We start from the raw sequence: 15,279 nt of genomic DNA, 5'->3' as shown, positions 1-15,279 counted from the left end.
ATTTACCTTTCATCAAAACTAATAAAACATTAAAACATATTTATGGCAATTAATTTACAAAAAGGACAAAAAATTGACATCGGGTTAACCAAAATGACGATCGGGTTAGGATGGGATCCTAATGAAGGAACAGGTCACGATTTTGATTTGGATGCGTCCGCAATAATGATCGATTCTAACAGAAAATTGGTGGGAGAAGATTATTTTGTTTTTTATAATAATTTGAGTTCTCCTGATGGCGCTCTTACTCACACAGGTGATGATCCAACAGGTGGAAATAGTGATGGCGATGATGATGAGGCTATCGTAATAGATTTGGATAAAGTAGATTCCAGAGTAGAAGAGATTCTTTTTGTAGTCACTATCGAGGATTTTGAAAGAAGAAAGCAAAACTTCGGACAGGTTCGTAATTCGTACATCAGAGTTGTAGATAACTCTAATAATGAAGAAATTGCAAAATACGAGTTGGATGAAGATTTTTCTATCGAGACGGGTGTTGAGTTCGGAAGGCTTTACAAAAGAAACGGCGCTTGGAAATTCGAAGCTTCAGGTATTGGATATAAGGCAGATTTAGGCTTTTTCTTAGAAAAATATTACAACGGATCCATCATAAAATAAACATATTATGGCTATTAACCTACAAAAAGTTACCATTGAAAAACAAGGTGACACCCATTCCATTGATCTTACAAAAAAAGACAACAGTAAAGAGATTGTTATTAATCTCAACTGGTCACAAGGCGAAACTAAAAAAGGTTTTTTCGCAAGTCTATTAGGCGGTAATAACGCAATTGATCTTGATCTTGGTTGTTTCTATGAGCTGGCAGATGGACAAAAAAATGTGATAGATGGTGTTCAGTTTGCCAAAGGAAATGGCGGACCAAGAGACAGACAAACGCGCCAAGGCAGATATACAGATTCGCCGTGGGTTTGGCATACAGGTGATGACAGGGGAGCTGCGGCAGGATCTGGAGAAAACATCATTGTGAATCCTAATAACAACATCAAAAGAATGATCATTTACTGTTTCATCTATGATGGTGTTGCAAGATGGGCAGAAACCAATGGTGTTGTAACCATCAAAGTATCTGGAAATCCGGATATCGAAGTTGAAATGGGCAAGCAAAGTGATCCAAGAAAATTCTGTGCTATCGCGGAGATTCTATTTTCGCCAACTAGTATGCAGGTGAAAAAACTGGTGACTTTCCATAATTCGCATAGCGATTGTGATAAGATGTACAATTGGGGAATGCAATGGTCTGCGGGTTCTAAGTAATAGTTTGTGGAGATAGATATAGACTCGTACGAGCATTTTTCTTTTGACCTTTGGCTGACAATCATCAAATCTAATCCTAATTTCAAGGGGAAAAGAGATGCGTTATTCAGAGATTTTTTTTCTATTGAAAAAGATATTGATGAGGTTCGGAAAACTGTCAGGCATTATGATATTTTGTTTAACAGGATATCAGAAAAAACTGGCAATCATCTGGAAAGAGAAGAGACTTTTTTGATAATGTTGGATGCTTTGGGAAAAGACACAGAAAAGATTTCTTTGGAAGACCTCAATCAGTTTTTTCATCAGGTAGATGACTTATTTCTGAATAATATACCTGTCATTTTATGGGAAAATATTGAGGAAATATTAATTGAAATCAAAGAAAAAAATAAAACAGCAAGCATCTTAAGCAACACAGCGTTTATCAATGGAGAATCTTTGAGGAAAGTTTTGGAACATCACGGCTTGGCCAATTATTTTTCGTTTATGATTTTTTCTGATGAGGTAAAAGCTTCGAAACCGAACTTAAAGATTTTTGATATGATGTTTAATAAAATCAATGAGTTAAGAAAAGTTGAAAAAGAAAAAATTTTACATATAGGCGATAATAGAATTGCAGATTATGAAGGCGCAAAACGATTTGGCGTCAAAGCACAACTGGTGAAATTTTAAAAAAGTTATGAAAAAAAGATATAGTTTACATAAAATAGAAAGTGAACTTAAAAGTCCTTTTGATGAAGGAAGTTACAGCAGGTTCAAGTTTGGAGACACTTCTGTAGCGAAAGAATTTGCTGAAGAATTATTTCAGGGATTTATTTCAGAATTCAGAGATGAGTTGTTGGAACAGGAAGAGATTATTCTGTTTCCAAGTCCTTATCATTCGATTCCAACAGCTTCGAACTTTCTTTGTTTCTATTTCAAGGAACAGCTTAATTATTTCCTGTTCGAGAATGGAAAATCAGCTTGTCTGGAAGGAAAAATCCACAGAAAGCAAACTTATGTGGAAGATTATGGCAATATGAGTTATGAGGAAAGAATCAATCTCATCGCCAATGATACTTATTACATCGATAAAAGCTTTGTAGATGGCAAGTTCTGTCTTTTCTTGGACGATATCAAAATCACAGGAAGTCACGAAAATACAGTCGATAAAATCCTGAAACATTATGACGTGAATGGCGAATTCATCTTCGTTTATTTTGCTGAATTAATGAACAAAAATATCCATCCAAAAATCGAAAATCATTACAATTATTTCAAAATTAAAACCACTGAAGATTTGATTGATGTAATTAACGGCAGAGATTTCCACTTCAACACAAGGATTACAAAATACATTTTGCTAATGCAGGACCAGGATTTTGAGAATATTTATAACAATATTTCAGAAGCTAAAAGAAAAGAAATCCTGAATCTGGCAATCAGCAACAACTACCATTTGGTAGAAGAATACAAACAAAATATAATCAAATTAAAAAATAAATTACAATGGCAATCAACTTACAAAAAGGACAAAGACAAAATATTAATGCCCCAAAATTCACTATTGGACTAGGCTGGGACGCAAACAATTCATCTACTGGAGGTGCTTTCGATTTGGATGCTTCGGTTTTTGTGTTGGGCGAGAATAAAAAATTGGTAGCGGATGAGTTCTTTGTTTTTTATAACAACTTGCAAACTCCTGACAAATCTGTAACTCACACTGGAGATAACCTGACTGGAGACGGCGACGGCGATGATGAGCAAATTAAAATTGATCTTACAGGTATCGACCCTAGAGTTAAGGAAATCATCGTTGTGGTAACGATTCACGAAGCGGATTCCAGAAATCAAAACTTCGGACAGGTGAGAAATTCATTCATCAGAGTTTTCAATACTGAAACCAATGAAGAGATTTTAAAGTACGAATTAGATGAGGATTTCTCAATCGAAACAGCCGTAGAATTCGGTAGAATTTATGAGAGAAACGGCGAATGGAAGTTCGAAGCTGTTGGGAATGGACAAAGAGAAGGTTTAGCTAAATATTTAAGTTTATATCAATAATGGAAATGGATTTACCTCAAGTAACAAGCCCTGTCATTGACAAAAATGGCAACGTAGATTTGGCGCAACTTCCGTCAATTGATGTTCAGAAATACGACAGTCTTTCTGGCTCATTAGACGAACAAAACCCGAATTCGATTATCAATTTTGGGTCGGAATTGCAAAATTCTTTGGCTAATCAAAGTGATTCTTTCCTGAATAATGTTAGAAAATCAAACTCTGGAGAAGTTGGAGAATTGATTAATAAACTATTGGTTGAGCTCAACTATGTAGATGTTGATGAATTGGAAGGAAGTTCTGTGAAGAAATTCCTGAAAAAGATTCCTTTCTTAAGCAAAATGGTAAGTTCTGTCGAAACTTTGTTTGTGAAATATGACAAAATCGTCAATAATATTTCGGACATTTCGAATAAAGTCAATGCAGGAATCATCAATTCAACAAAAGATAATGCAGTTCTTCAAACGATTTTTACCAGCAATATAGAATCTGTAAAAAAGATTGAAGATTACATCATTGCAGGAAGTCTCAGAATGCAAAAATCCAGTGAAGAATTGGCTTTGATGGAAATCAATGCTGCTCAATATCAGGATTACCAGATTGCTGACAAAAGAGATTTTATCGCAAGATTGGACAGAAGACTGGCTGATTTGAAGGTCGTTCGTTTCATCATTTTGCAATCGTTGCCTCAAATCAGATTGATTCAGAATAACAATGTTTCTATTGCTGAAAAAGCACAAACTATTTTGACGACAACGCTTCCTGTTTGGAAAAACCAATTGACTTTGGCTGTGGCGATGCATAGACAGCAGCAAAATATTGATGTTCAGAAAAAAGTGTCTTCTACAACGGAAGAAATCCTTAGAAAAAATGCACAACGATTACAGCAAAATACAATTGATGTGGCACGTGCTAACGAGCAAACGATTGTTTCTATAGATACGCTTCGGGATACAACAAGTTCATTGATTAGTACTTTGAATGAGGTGAAACAAATCCAGCAGCAAGGTGCACAATCCAGACAGCAGTTGGATGTAGAACTTAAAAACCTGGAAGATACTTTGAAAAAACAAATTCAAAATTCTTAAATAAAAATTGAGTCCGGAGAAGGAAATATTAAAGAACAGTAAAAAAAGAATTCAGAAACTCAAGCTTCTAAGTAAGTTTTTTAGACAGGAAGATCTTATCAATATTATCATCAAAACAGAAGTGATCCATTCTTATTTTGAATCCAAATCCATTGCAGGTCTGGATATCAATAAGCTAGAGTTGTTTCATCTTCAATACACTGATAGCCTGATAGTTCTTCTTGATAAAATTAAAAAACAAAAGGAGGCAGGGATTCTTACGGCTTATAAGGAAATTGATGCTAATGAGGATTATATCGCTGCATTTATTTCGCAGGAAAAAGGAGGCCGCGATTTCGGTACTGAAAGAAAATATCAGAATGCTCTGGTTTCAGATTTTTTAAAATCTATTTATAAAAATTTGACCGATGTGGTAACCCCTGTAGATTATAAGAAAATCAGGAATCTTTCTAATATCTATGCTCAGGATTACTACAGGAAAGAAGCGAAAATAGATTGTCTGCTCAGTTTGCCTGATGTCAAATATTATGAGTTCGACAATGTTGATATAGAACGAAAATTATTAGGAAAACTGAATGCTAATAACTTTAAAATCAGATTTATTTGTGGTTATATCATTAGCAATCAGATTTTTGAATTGTTCAGAATTGTAGACACGGATGAAGATTTTATCTGGAATCTGCAGACCAATGAGTTTTATCTTTTGGAGCAAGATATTGCATTGTTACTGGATCGCTCTCCCAATACATCGTCTAAAAAATCCATTGTCAGCGAACTCAGAAATAGAAATGAGGAGCTTAAAACAAAAGCCGACAATATGAAAACCGAACTTCCTGAAGAAGTCATCACAATGTTGGAAAAATATAAAGAAACATTGGACAGTCAGGAAGTCTTAAACCAAGTCATCAGCATCGATGAAGAACTGAGTATTCTTAATTCTATGCTTAATCTAAATTTAAATAATAAAATACAATAATAATGGCAATCAACTTACAAAAAGGACAAAGAATAAGTCTGGTAAAAGAAAATGGCTCTACATTACAAAATGTTTGTGTGGGCGTTAACTGGGGCGCAATCGAGAAAAAAAGCTGGTTAGGTAGCGTGACAAAAGAAGCAGTGGATTTGGATGCAAGCTGTCTTTTGTTTGATGAAGCTAAAAATTCTGTAGATGTAGTCTATTTTGGACAACTGAAGTCTAGAGACGGTGCTGTAAAACACAGCGGTGATGATCTTACGGGTGATTTGTCCGGTGACGATGGTCTGGATAATGAGATCATTACTTTAGATTTTTCTAAATTAAGTCCTAATGTTCAGTCCGTTGCGTTTGTTTTGAATAGCTACAAAGGACAGGATTTCGGAACGATTCCGTTTGCATCGATTAGAATTTATGAAGGAACACCAAGCCGAGTGAATGAAGTTTTTGCAACTTATAATATTGCAAAAGGCGATAATTTCGGTGGTCACGTGGCAATGGTAATGGGCGTTTTCTACAAAAGAAACGGTGAATGGAAATTCAATGCAATCGGAGAGCCTACAAGAGACAGAAAACTGCAGGAAACCGTAGAAACTGTGAGACAGAATTATTTATAATTTTTTCAAAATTAATCTTAAAATAAAAACTAATAACAATGTCAATCAATTTACAAAAAGGACAGAAAATTGACCTTAGAAAAAGCTCTGGAGAAACATTAACAAACTTTTGTGTTGGCGTTAACTGGGGTGCAATAGAAAAGAAGAATTTTCTAGGGATGAGGTCTTCCAAAGATGTGGACCTAGACTTAAGCTGTATCTTATTTGATACTAATAATAATATTTGTGACCACCTCTACTCACCGCTTTACAATATTGATGTTTTGCAGAAGTTTGGACTTCCAAAAGGTAAATTGGTGTCACAAGATAATGCTCTACGACACACAGGAGACGATTTGGAAGGTGATAAGGGAGGCGATGATGGTTTGGATAATGAAATAATTACAGTTGACCTTTCAAAAATAGACCCGAAAGTTTCTAAGATTTTCTTTTTTCTTAATAATGTTGGAAAAGAGGATTTTTCAGAGATTCCTTATGCGAAAATCAGAATGTTTGAAGGTACGCCTAAGCGAGTAAATTCTGTTTTTGCAACTTATAATGTCTCAGCAGAATCTGCTTATCGAAACAAAACGGCCATTATTATGGCCAAATTGTACAAAAGGGGAGAAGAATGGAAATTCGATGCCATAGGCGACCCGACAGATGATGCGTTTATTGGACAAACGATTCACAGAATTAATAAAAACTACTTATGATGAAAATTAAAAACACAGATGGTTTAACAACCCAGCAAATCAGAGGAATGGTAAATAACGGCGGTAAATTTGTAATGTACAATTACTGCATCTCCATTATATTTATGACATTCAAGAGACCAAGTTCCATTTATTTTATTCCACCAGGCAAATCATCAATAACACCAGGTTTGAAACATCTTGGAACATCTTTGATTGTCGGCTGGTGGGGAATTCCTTGGGGACCGATTTATACAATAGGTTCGATATTCGGAGTACTTTCAGGAGGGAAGAATATTACTCAAGAAGTAATGGGCCACATCAATCAAAACGATGATTCTTATGGTCATACAGGTTATGGAGAAAGTTTGATTAATAATAAATCTGAGTCAGAAACACCAACTTATAATGTCAATTAAATGAGAAGATTACCCGTTTATTTATTACTCGATACGTCAGGCTCTATGTCAGGAGAACCGATAGAAGCTGTGAAAAATGGCGTTCAGATGATGTTGCATTCTTTGCGTCAAAATCCTCAGGCTATCGAAACTGCTTATGTCAGTATCATAACATTTGATAGTGAAGCCAAGCAAATAGTTCCGTTGACAGATTTGGCATCTTTCCAAATGGTCGATATCAAAGCGCAAAGCACAACTTCTTTGGGCGCTGCTTTAGGATTATTGGCAGACAAAATGGAACTCGAGATTACCAAAACAACTACCGAGCAAAAAGGGGATTGGAAACCTCTGACTTTCATAATGACAGACGGAATCCCAACGGATGATTGGCAGATTGGTTTTAATAAACTTAAAAATGTCAACAAAGGTTTGATTGTCGGATGTGCAGCTGGTTCTGGTGCAGATGATGCTATTTTGAAACAGATCACAAGTTCTGTCGTAAGATTGGACAATGCAGATTCTGAAAGTATTTCCAAATTTTTCCAATGGGTAACGGCATCCATTTCCACAACTTCTACAAAAGTGGAAGAAACCGGAATTGATTTTGTGGGATTGGATCAATTGCCGCCACCACCATCTGAACTGGTAATCGTATCATAATTATGAACAGACGACTTTTAGCTTATTTCTTATTAGACACTTCCGGATCAATGCGAGGCGAACCAATTGCTGCGCTGAATAACGGATTCAATGGTTTGATAAGTATGCTGAGAACAGATCCGCAAGCGATGGATTCTCTCCATATCAATGTTGTGACGTTTGACAGAGAAGTTAACAATCTGATTCCATTGGTGGATTTGGCAAGTTTTCATCCGGTCGAAATCAAATGTCCGGACAGTGGACCAACGCATACAGGTCAGGCTTTGGAAATGATTTATGATTTGGTCAATAAAGATTTGATCAAAGGTTCTGCAGACAGAAAAGGAGATTGGAAACCTCTATTATTTATTTTTACAGATGGCAAACCGTCTGACTTGCAAAAATATAGAGAAATGATTCCCAAAATCAAAGCTTTAGATTTCGGGGTTATTGTAGGTTGTGCAGCGGGACCGAAAGCAGAAGTTAGTTTCCTTCAGGAATTAACCAATAATGTTGTAAAGCTTGATACAACCGATGCTTCTACTTTGACCACATTTTTCCAATGGGTAAGTTCTTCTATCGAAATGGGAAGCAAATCCCAAGGAACAGGGGAATCTATGACACTTCCTCCACCGCCAAGCGAACTCAATATTATCGTCTAAAACCAAAAACCAAATGCTATGAGAAGATTACCAATTTATTTCCTTCTGGATGTTTCAGAATCGATGATTGGCGAACCGATTGAACAGGTTCAGGAAGGAATTGCAACCATTATCAAAGAACTCAAAACTGATCCATATGCTTTGGAAACAGTTTGGATTTCCATCATCGGTTTTGCAGGAAAAAGTAAGACGATTACGCCATTGCAGGATGTGATTACTTTTTATCCGCCGAAAATTCCGATTGGTAGTGGAACTTCGCTGTCAAAAGGTTTGGAAGAACTGATGAACGCTATCGACAGAGATGTAGTGAAAACAACCTATGAAAGAAAAGGCGACTGGAAACCGATTGTCTTTCTATTTACAGACGGAATTCCTACAGACGATTCCGAAAAAGCAATCAATCGTTGGAATAATGATTATCGAGGCAAAAGTAACTTAGTCATCATTTCTATTGGTGATAATACCAATCTCAATCTGTTAGGAAGATTGTCTGATCAGGTTTTGTTGTTCAATAATACCGACAGCAATTCCTATAAAGAATTTTTCAAATGGGTAACAGCTTCCATCAAAACAACCAGCGAAAATATCAATAATACCAATAAAGAAGGAATCGATCTTAGCAAATCCAATCCGGATATTGTTGAAAAAATAGATTTGTCTAAAAATCATTCGTTGCCGGATAATAATTTTGTTGTCCTCAGTGGAAAATGTTCTACCAATGACAAAATGTATCTTCTGAAATTCAAGAAAGCTTTGCAGGAATCGAATGTTCCCGGCTTCCAAACCAGATTTTACAAAGTTGAAGGTGCCTATAGAATCGATGAAAATTCTTATTGGGAATACTCTGCGGATTCTGCTATTTCCAACAAAATTTCAAGTGAAGAACTTTATGGCAATCCGAGTTGTCCTTCTTGTGGTAACAATTTTGCTTTGGCAACCTGCATTTGTGGCGGAATTCATTGCATCAACGGCGACGGCAATGCAAAATGTCCTTGGTGTGGGAATACCGGATTTTACGGAATGGCAGAAGGTGGATTCGATATCAACAGAACTTTAGGATAGAATGGAAAAATTGTTAAATGAAATTCTAAAGGAATATAATATTGAGAGAAATAAACTAATTGATTCAACAATTCTGAAGTTGAGGGATAACGCAAAATTGAATGAATTATCCCAATCGATCAGCAATTTAAAATCTCAAATTCTACAAATTTTCAATATGAATAAAGATAAAGAAGAATTCAGGGAGGAGCAGATTTCTATTCCGAATGCGAATGTCAAAAAAGAATATCAATTTTGTTTTGATTCTTCTTTATTTCCGAAAATTCAAATCAATGATATTAAGAATTTGGATTTGGTAGGTTTACAGTTTGATGCAGAAAAAGCTTGTATTTCCGGCGTTCCAACCAATGCCAGTCAAATTGATATTGAAATCGAATTCTTCCACAAAGAAGACGAAAATTTTGAAATTGATATCAAAAAAATTCCTTTCATCGTCAATGCTGACCCGAAAGATCTTTGGATGAATAAACCAAGTCCTACAGACAGCAGATTTCCGAAAGAAGAGAATGTAACTTTCTCTTCATCTTTCCTGGATAAAAAAATTGTTGTTGCATCCAAAAGAGGTCGTTCTCACGCACACGAAGGAACTTTCCGCGATGATGATTTCGTAGTAAAATCTTTACCTGATGATTGGAATGTAGTTGCAGTTGCTGATGGCGCTGGTTCCGCAAAATTTGCCAGAGCAGGATCAAAATTTGTAACTGAAAATATCGCTGAAAGTTTTAATAATGAAACTTTTTTGCAAAATCTGTCATCAGAAATTATCAGTTATTTCGATGGCAATAATTCCGAAGATGCGAAGATTAAAAGTAAAGCATTTGTGATCAACAGCCTCTACAAAAATGTAAAACAACTTAACGAAGCTTTAAACCAATTTGCAGATTCTGAAGAAATCAATCTAAAAGATCTCCACACGACTTTGATTTTCGTTTTGGTCAAGAAATTTGATTTTGGTTATGTCGTTCTCTCATTTGGCGTTGGCGATTGTCCAATCAATGTCATTGATGAAAACGAGGAAAGTGTAAAACTTCTGAATTTTCTGGATGTCGGCGAGTTCAGTGGTGGGACAAGATTTATCACAATGTCCGACATTTTCAGCAGACCAGATATGGCAGACCGATTTGGAATCAATTGTTTCAAAGATTTCTCAAAATTATTTCTGATGACGGACGGAATTTATGATCCGAAATTCGTTGTGGAAAGTAAATTGGAAAACTTAGAGAGCTGGAAAAATTTCCTCAAAGATTTGGATGGCAAAAATGAAGATCAAATAAAAGTGGATTTCGCAGAAGATCAGAATATCGAAAATCAATTGTCTGACTGGATGGATTTTTGGAGCAAAGGCAATCACGACGATAGAACATTAGCTGTAATTTATTAAGATGATGAGTACAATCAAGGTTAATTCTATCATAGACCCATCAAAATCTTATGAATATGTAGATGATGGAAACCCGAAAAGAGGCGGCGTAAAAGATGTATATTTTGCACCGAATCGGCAATATGTTGTGGCTTTTTTCAGAGATCCGTTGGATTTTAATCAAAAAGATAGAATTAAACGAATCGTTTCTCTTTACCTGGAAAACATCAAAAAGGGAAACAGTGCGGATTATTTCTTGGACGAGATTTTCCGTTGGCCTTCTGATGCTGTAGAAAAAAATGGAAAAATTGGCGTCATTGTTCCGATTTATAATTCCAAATTTTTCTTTAAAAAAGGATACTCTGCCAATGACACTATCAAAGGTGGCGAGAAAGTAGGCAAGTGGTTTACAACGCCTTCATTCAGAAATAATCAATATCCATTGGCATTAGATAAGTCAGAATTGGGAGATTGGCTGAGTTATTTTCAGATTGCCATCAACATTTCCCGAGGCGTGAAAAAAATGCATCAGATGGGATTGGCGCATTCGGATTTGTCCTACAACAATGTTTTGGTAGATCCGGTTACAAAATCGGCTACGATTATTGATATTGATGGACTTGTAGTTCCAGGACTATTCCCTCCTGAAGTGATTGGTACAGCAGATTTTATTGCGCCGGAAGTTCTTAAAACCAAGCATTTACCACTTCAGGATTCTAATCGTATTTTACCCAATCAGAAAACAGATTTGCACGCATTAGCGGTTTTGATTTATATGTATCTGCTCAGAAGGCATCCTTTACGTGGCGGAAAAATTTGGGATTTGGATTCGGAAAGAGATGAGGTTTTATCGATGGGAGAGAAAGCAATTTTCGTAGAAAGTACTACAGATACGACCAATCGTGTAAAAGTAGACCATCTCAAAAAATGGAATCTGTTTTGGGGCGATCCTCAGAAGATTCCGTACACAGTTACAGGACCTTATCTGTCAGAATTGTTCAAAAGAGCTTTTGTAGACGGCTTGCATAATCCAATGTTGCGACCAATTGCTAATGAATGGGAAACCGCATTGCTAAAAACCGTAGATTTGATCCAGCCTTGCAGCAACCCCAATTGTGATGAAAAATGGTATGTTTTTGATAATACGTCGAAGCCGAGATGTCCGTTCTGCGGAACTCAGCACAAAGGAACTTTGCCGGTTGTCGATTTGTATTTCAAATTCAAGGACAATGTTTGGAAACCTGAAAATCACAGATTAATGGTCTATCACAACCAATATCTTTTCAAATGGCACGTTTCTAAGAAAGTGATTCGGAACGAAAGTTTGACAGCTGAAGATAAAAAACCGGTTGGTTATTTCACATTTCATCAGAATAGATGGGTTTTGGTGAATCAAAGTTTGCCGGATATGAAAGATATAACAGAAAATAAACCAGTTCCCATCAACTCTATGGTAGAATTGACCGATGGGAAAAAAATAATGTTGTCCGATGAAGAAGGCGGACGATTAATGTACATAACTTTGACAAATAAATAATTAAAATAAACATGGAGAAGAGTATTATCGATTTACATCCCGGCCTTGTAGTAGGATTTGCTATCGTAGTGATAGTAATGTTATTGCTGGATCTTGGAGTTTTCAACAAAAAAGCGCACGAGGTGTCTTCCAAAGAAGCGACAATCTGGAGTATTATCTGGATTTCTTTATCAATGGTTTTTTCAGGTATTGTGTATTGGGTTTTCAATCAGGATGCCGGCGGACACGCTTTGGCAATTGAAAAATTCACCCAGTTTCAAGCCGCTTATTGGATAGAAAAAGCCTTATCGGTTGATAATCTTTTTGTATTCATTCTCGTCTTTGGATTTTTCAAAGTTCCAAGACATCTGCATCACAAAGTCTTGTTTTGGGGAATTATCGGGGCGTTGATTTTCAGAGCGATTTTCATCTTCGCAGGTGTTGAGTTGATCGATTTGACTTATCTGCCAGAAATGAATGTTTTCGGACATCCGGTTAGAATCAATGTAGTTATGACACTTTTTGGATTATTTTTGGTCTATGCAGGAATCAAATCCTGGGGTGGCGGTGACGATGATGATGAGCAGGATTACAGCGAAAGTGCCGGTGCAAAATTAATCAAAAGCTTCTGGAAAGTTTCCGATAACTACGATGGAGACAAGTTCTTCACAGTACAAAACGGAATCAAAATGGCAACACCACTTTTGGTTGTAGTTGCGGTGATAGAGTTCACGGATGTATTGTTTGCAGTGGATTCTATTCCGGCAATCTTTGCCATTTCAAAAGATCCATTTATTCTTTATACGTCTAACATTTTTGCGATTTTAGGATTGAGATCTTTATATTTCTTGCTATCCAACTTCATCCATATGTTCAGCAAATTACCTTACGGATTAGCAATAATTCTAAGTTTCATTGGAGTGAAGATGTTGATCTCGCCTTGGTATCATATTTCGTCTCCGGTTTCATTGGGAATTGTTGGTGGGATTTTGATTTTATCAGTGTTGATTTCAGTAATGTTTCCAGAGAAAGAAGAAGCAAAATAGAAAATTTCAAAAAAGCTAAGATTAGCTTATGTATAAAACAACGAGAGTGATATCTAATACCACTCTCGTTTGTTTTTTGACCTAATTATTTGTCAAAAACGATAAGTCAAAATTTAGAAATTTTCATCATTCTTTTATTGCAAAACAATTGTCATATTATGTTAAAAACAATTTAAATTCAAGTGGCTTATTTTTCGTAAATTTGCAGGTCTTATAAGAATTTCTTGTAAGCTTGATTTTAAATTTAAAACCTTAAAGAATGTTACCAAAAATAAATCCTATCCAGACTGCTGCTTGGAAAGCTTTAGATCAACAATTTGCCAATAATGATTTTGAGTTGAGAACTTTGTTTCAGTATAACCCGAATCGTTTTCAGGAATTTTCATTAGAAACAGAAAATTATCTTTTTGATTATTCTAAGAATTTGGTTGATGCTAAAACTTTGGATTTATTACTTCAATTGGCTGAAGAAACTCAGTTAAAAGAAGCGATCGGAAAAATGTTTTCTGGTGATAAAATCAATGAGACAGAAGGTAGAGCAGTTCTACATACGGCTTTGAGAGATTTTTCTGATAAAGAAATTTTAGTTGATGGGGAAAATATCAAACCTGCAATTAAGAAAGTTCTGGATCATATGAAATCTTTTTCAGAATCCGTAATTTCCGGTTCTCACAAAGGTTTTACAGGTAAAGAAATTACAGATGTTGTGAATGTAGGAATCGGAGGTTCTGACCTTGGTCCAGTGATGGTTTGTTCTGCATTGAAACATTTCAAAACAAGACTAAATGTCCATTTCGTTTCCAATGTGGACGGAAATCATATGGCTGAGGTTGTTAAAGACCTTAATCCTGAAACTACCTTATTCATTGTGGCTTCCAAAACTTTTACAACTCAGGAAACAATGACCAATGCCAATTCTGCAAAAGAATGGTTCCTGAAATCAGGTGCTACAAACCAAGACGTTGCAAAACATTTCGTAGCATTATCAACCAACATCGAAGCTGTAAAAAAATTCGGAATTGCAGAAGAAAATATCTTCGAATTTTGGGATTGGGTTGGTGGTCGTTACTCGCTTTGGAGTGCGATTGGACTCAGCATCGTTTTGTCTGTTGGTTATGAAAACTTCGAACAACTTTTGAAAGGTGCAAACGATACAGACGTTCATTTTCAAACTAAAGATTTTAAGGAAAATATTCCTGTTTTGATGGGTATTCTAGGCGTTTGGTACCGTAATTTTTATGCGGCTGGAACTTATGCGATTTTGCCTTATTCTCAGTATCTTGACCGTTTTTCAGCTTATCTTCAACAAGGTGATATGGAAAGTAACGGTAAATCAGTAGACAGAAATGGCGAGTTTGTAACTTATGAAACAGGACCAATCATTTGGGGAGAACCTGGAACCAATGGTCAGCACGCGTTTTATCAATTGGTTCATCAAGGAACAGAATTGATTCCGGCAGATTTCATTGCTTATGCCAAATCACCGAATGAAGTTGGCGAACATCAGGATATTCTATTAGCTAATTATTTTGCTCAGACAGAAGCTTTAGCTTTTGGAAAGACTCACGAAGAAGTTTATGAGGAACTAAAAGCATCTGGAAAAACGGAAGAAGAAATTGAGAAATTATTGAATTATAAAATATTCGCTGGAAATACGCCGACGAACTCTTTCTTGTTTAAAGAATTGACACCGTTTTCATTAGGGCAATTGATTGCTTTGTATGAGCACAAGATTTTTGTTCAGGGTGTCATCTGGAATATTTTCAGTTTTGACCAGTTCGGAGTAGAATTAGGGAAAGTTTTGGCAGGAAAAATCCTTCCGGAATTGGACGCTGAAGGTCAAGTTGAAACACACGACAGTTCTACAAACGGATTGATCAATTTCTATAAATCTAACCGATAAAATATAAAAGTGAAGTGTTGGGAAA

17 protein-coding genes are annotated in these 15,279 nt (G+C 36.0%); all 17 read left to right on the top strand.

The window, feature by feature from the left end; translation table 11 throughout:
• Window positions 1-42 precede the first annotated feature (42 nt).
• The 17 genes from KI430_RS12785 (at window position 43) to pgi (ending at window position 15,254) form a co-directional block, all read left to right on the top strand.
• Window positions 43-618: a TerD family protein gene (locus tag KI430_RS12785; RefSeq protein WP_248875343.1), complete on the top strand. Its 576-nt coding sequence runs from the start codon at window positions 43-45 to the stop codon at window positions 616-618.
• A 7-nt stretch (window positions 619-625) separates the two neighbouring features.
• The gene (locus KI430_RS12780) at window positions 626-1,276 is read left to right on the top strand and encodes a hypothetical protein (RefSeq protein ID WP_248875342.1); all 651 of its coding nucleotides are present in this window, start codon (window positions 626-628) and stop codon (window positions 1,274-1,276) included.
• Window positions 1,277-1,282: 6 nt separating this feature from the next.
• A complete protein-coding gene (locus KI430_RS12775; RefSeq protein ID WP_248875341.1) occupies window positions 1,283-1,948 on the top strand; it encodes an HAD family hydrolase in 666 nt (221 codons plus the stop codon).
• A gap of 7 nt (window positions 1,949-1,955) precedes the next feature.
• Window positions 1,956-2,831 carry a phosphoribosyltransferase family protein gene (locus KI430_RS12770; RefSeq protein WP_248875340.1) on the top strand — a complete coding sequence of 292 codons (876 nt, stop codon included), beginning with the start codon at window positions 1,956-1,958 and terminating at the stop codon, window positions 2,829-2,831.
• The gene (locus KI430_RS12765) at window positions 2,765-3,319 is read left to right on the top strand and encodes a TerD family protein (protein ID WP_248875339.1); all 555 of its coding nucleotides are present in this window, start codon (window positions 2,765-2,767) and stop codon (window positions 3,317-3,319) included. The genes KI430_RS12770 and KI430_RS12765 overlap by 67 nt, the downstream gene beginning before the upstream one ends.
• A gap of 5 nt (window positions 3,320-3,324) precedes the next feature.
• Complete coding sequence (locus KI430_RS12760; RefSeq protein ID WP_248875338.1) at window positions 3,325-4,404, top strand: toxic anion resistance protein; 1,080 nt, start codon at window positions 3,325-3,327, stop codon at window positions 4,402-4,404.
• 7 nt (window positions 4,405-4,411) lie between these two features.
• The gene (locus tag KI430_RS12755) at window positions 4,412-5,380 is read left to right on the top strand and encodes a hypothetical protein (RefSeq protein WP_248875336.1); all 969 of its coding nucleotides are present in this window, start codon (window positions 4,412-4,414) and stop codon (window positions 5,378-5,380) included.
• Between the two features lie 2 nt (window positions 5,381-5,382).
• A complete protein-coding gene (locus KI430_RS12750; protein WP_248875335.1) occupies window positions 5,383-5,994 on the top strand; it encodes a TerD family protein in 612 nt (203 codons plus the stop codon).
• Between the two features lie 38 nt (window positions 5,995-6,032).
• Complete coding sequence (locus KI430_RS12745) at window positions 6,033-6,689, top strand: TerD family protein (protein ID WP_248875334.1); 657 nt, start codon at window positions 6,033-6,035, stop codon at window positions 6,687-6,689.
• A complete protein-coding gene (locus tag KI430_RS12740; RefSeq protein ID WP_248875333.1) occupies window positions 6,686-7,087 on the top strand; it encodes a hypothetical protein in 402 nt (133 codons plus the stop codon). The genes KI430_RS12745 and KI430_RS12740 overlap by 4 nt, the downstream gene beginning before the upstream one ends.
• Complete coding sequence (locus tag KI430_RS12735; protein WP_248875332.1) at window positions 7,088-7,726, top strand: vWA domain-containing protein; 639 nt, start codon at window positions 7,088-7,090, stop codon at window positions 7,724-7,726.
• A 2-nt stretch (window positions 7,727-7,728) separates the two neighbouring features.
• Complete coding sequence (locus KI430_RS12730; protein WP_248875331.1) at window positions 7,729-8,367, top strand: vWA domain-containing protein; 639 nt, start codon at window positions 7,729-7,731, stop codon at window positions 8,365-8,367.
• Between the two features lie 18 nt (window positions 8,368-8,385).
• Window positions 8,386-9,429 (top strand): TerY-C metal binding domain-containing protein, encoded by a 1,044-nt coding sequence (locus KI430_RS12725; protein ID WP_248875330.1) that lies wholly within the window; start codon window positions 8,386-8,388, stop codon window positions 9,427-9,429.
• Window positions 9,430-9,586: 157 nt separating this feature from the next.
• Window positions 9,587-10,810 carry a PP2C family serine/threonine-protein phosphatase gene (locus KI430_RS12720; RefSeq protein ID WP_248875329.1) on the top strand — a complete coding sequence of 408 codons (1,224 nt, stop codon included), beginning with the start codon at window positions 9,587-9,589 and terminating at the stop codon, window positions 10,808-10,810.
• A gap of 4 nt (window positions 10,811-10,814) precedes the next feature.
• Window positions 10,815-12,326, top strand: a complete 1,512-nt coding sequence (locus KI430_RS12715; RefSeq protein ID WP_248875328.1) for a helix-hairpin-helix domain-containing protein — start codon at window positions 10,815-10,817, stop codon at window positions 12,324-12,326.
• A gap of 11 nt (window positions 12,327-12,337) precedes the next feature.
• A complete protein-coding gene (locus KI430_RS12710; RefSeq protein WP_248875327.1) occupies window positions 12,338-13,351 on the top strand; it encodes a TerC family protein in 1,014 nt (337 codons plus the stop codon).
• Window positions 13,352-13,610: 259 nt separating this feature from the next.
• Window positions 13,611-15,254: a glucose-6-phosphate isomerase gene (pgi, locus tag KI430_RS12705; RefSeq protein ID WP_248875326.1), complete on the top strand. Its 1,644-nt coding sequence runs from the start codon at window positions 13,611-13,613 to the stop codon at window positions 15,252-15,254.
• Window positions 15,255-15,279: the final 25 nt, after the last annotated feature.

It is taken from the genome of Epilithonimonas zeae (assembly GCF_023278365.1).
In the GTDB taxonomy this organism is placed as follows: Bacteria; Bacteroidota; Bacteroidia; order Flavobacteriales; family Weeksellaceae; genus Epilithonimonas; species Epilithonimonas zeae_A.
This window is presented reverse-complemented; position numbering and strand designations above follow the sequence as displayed.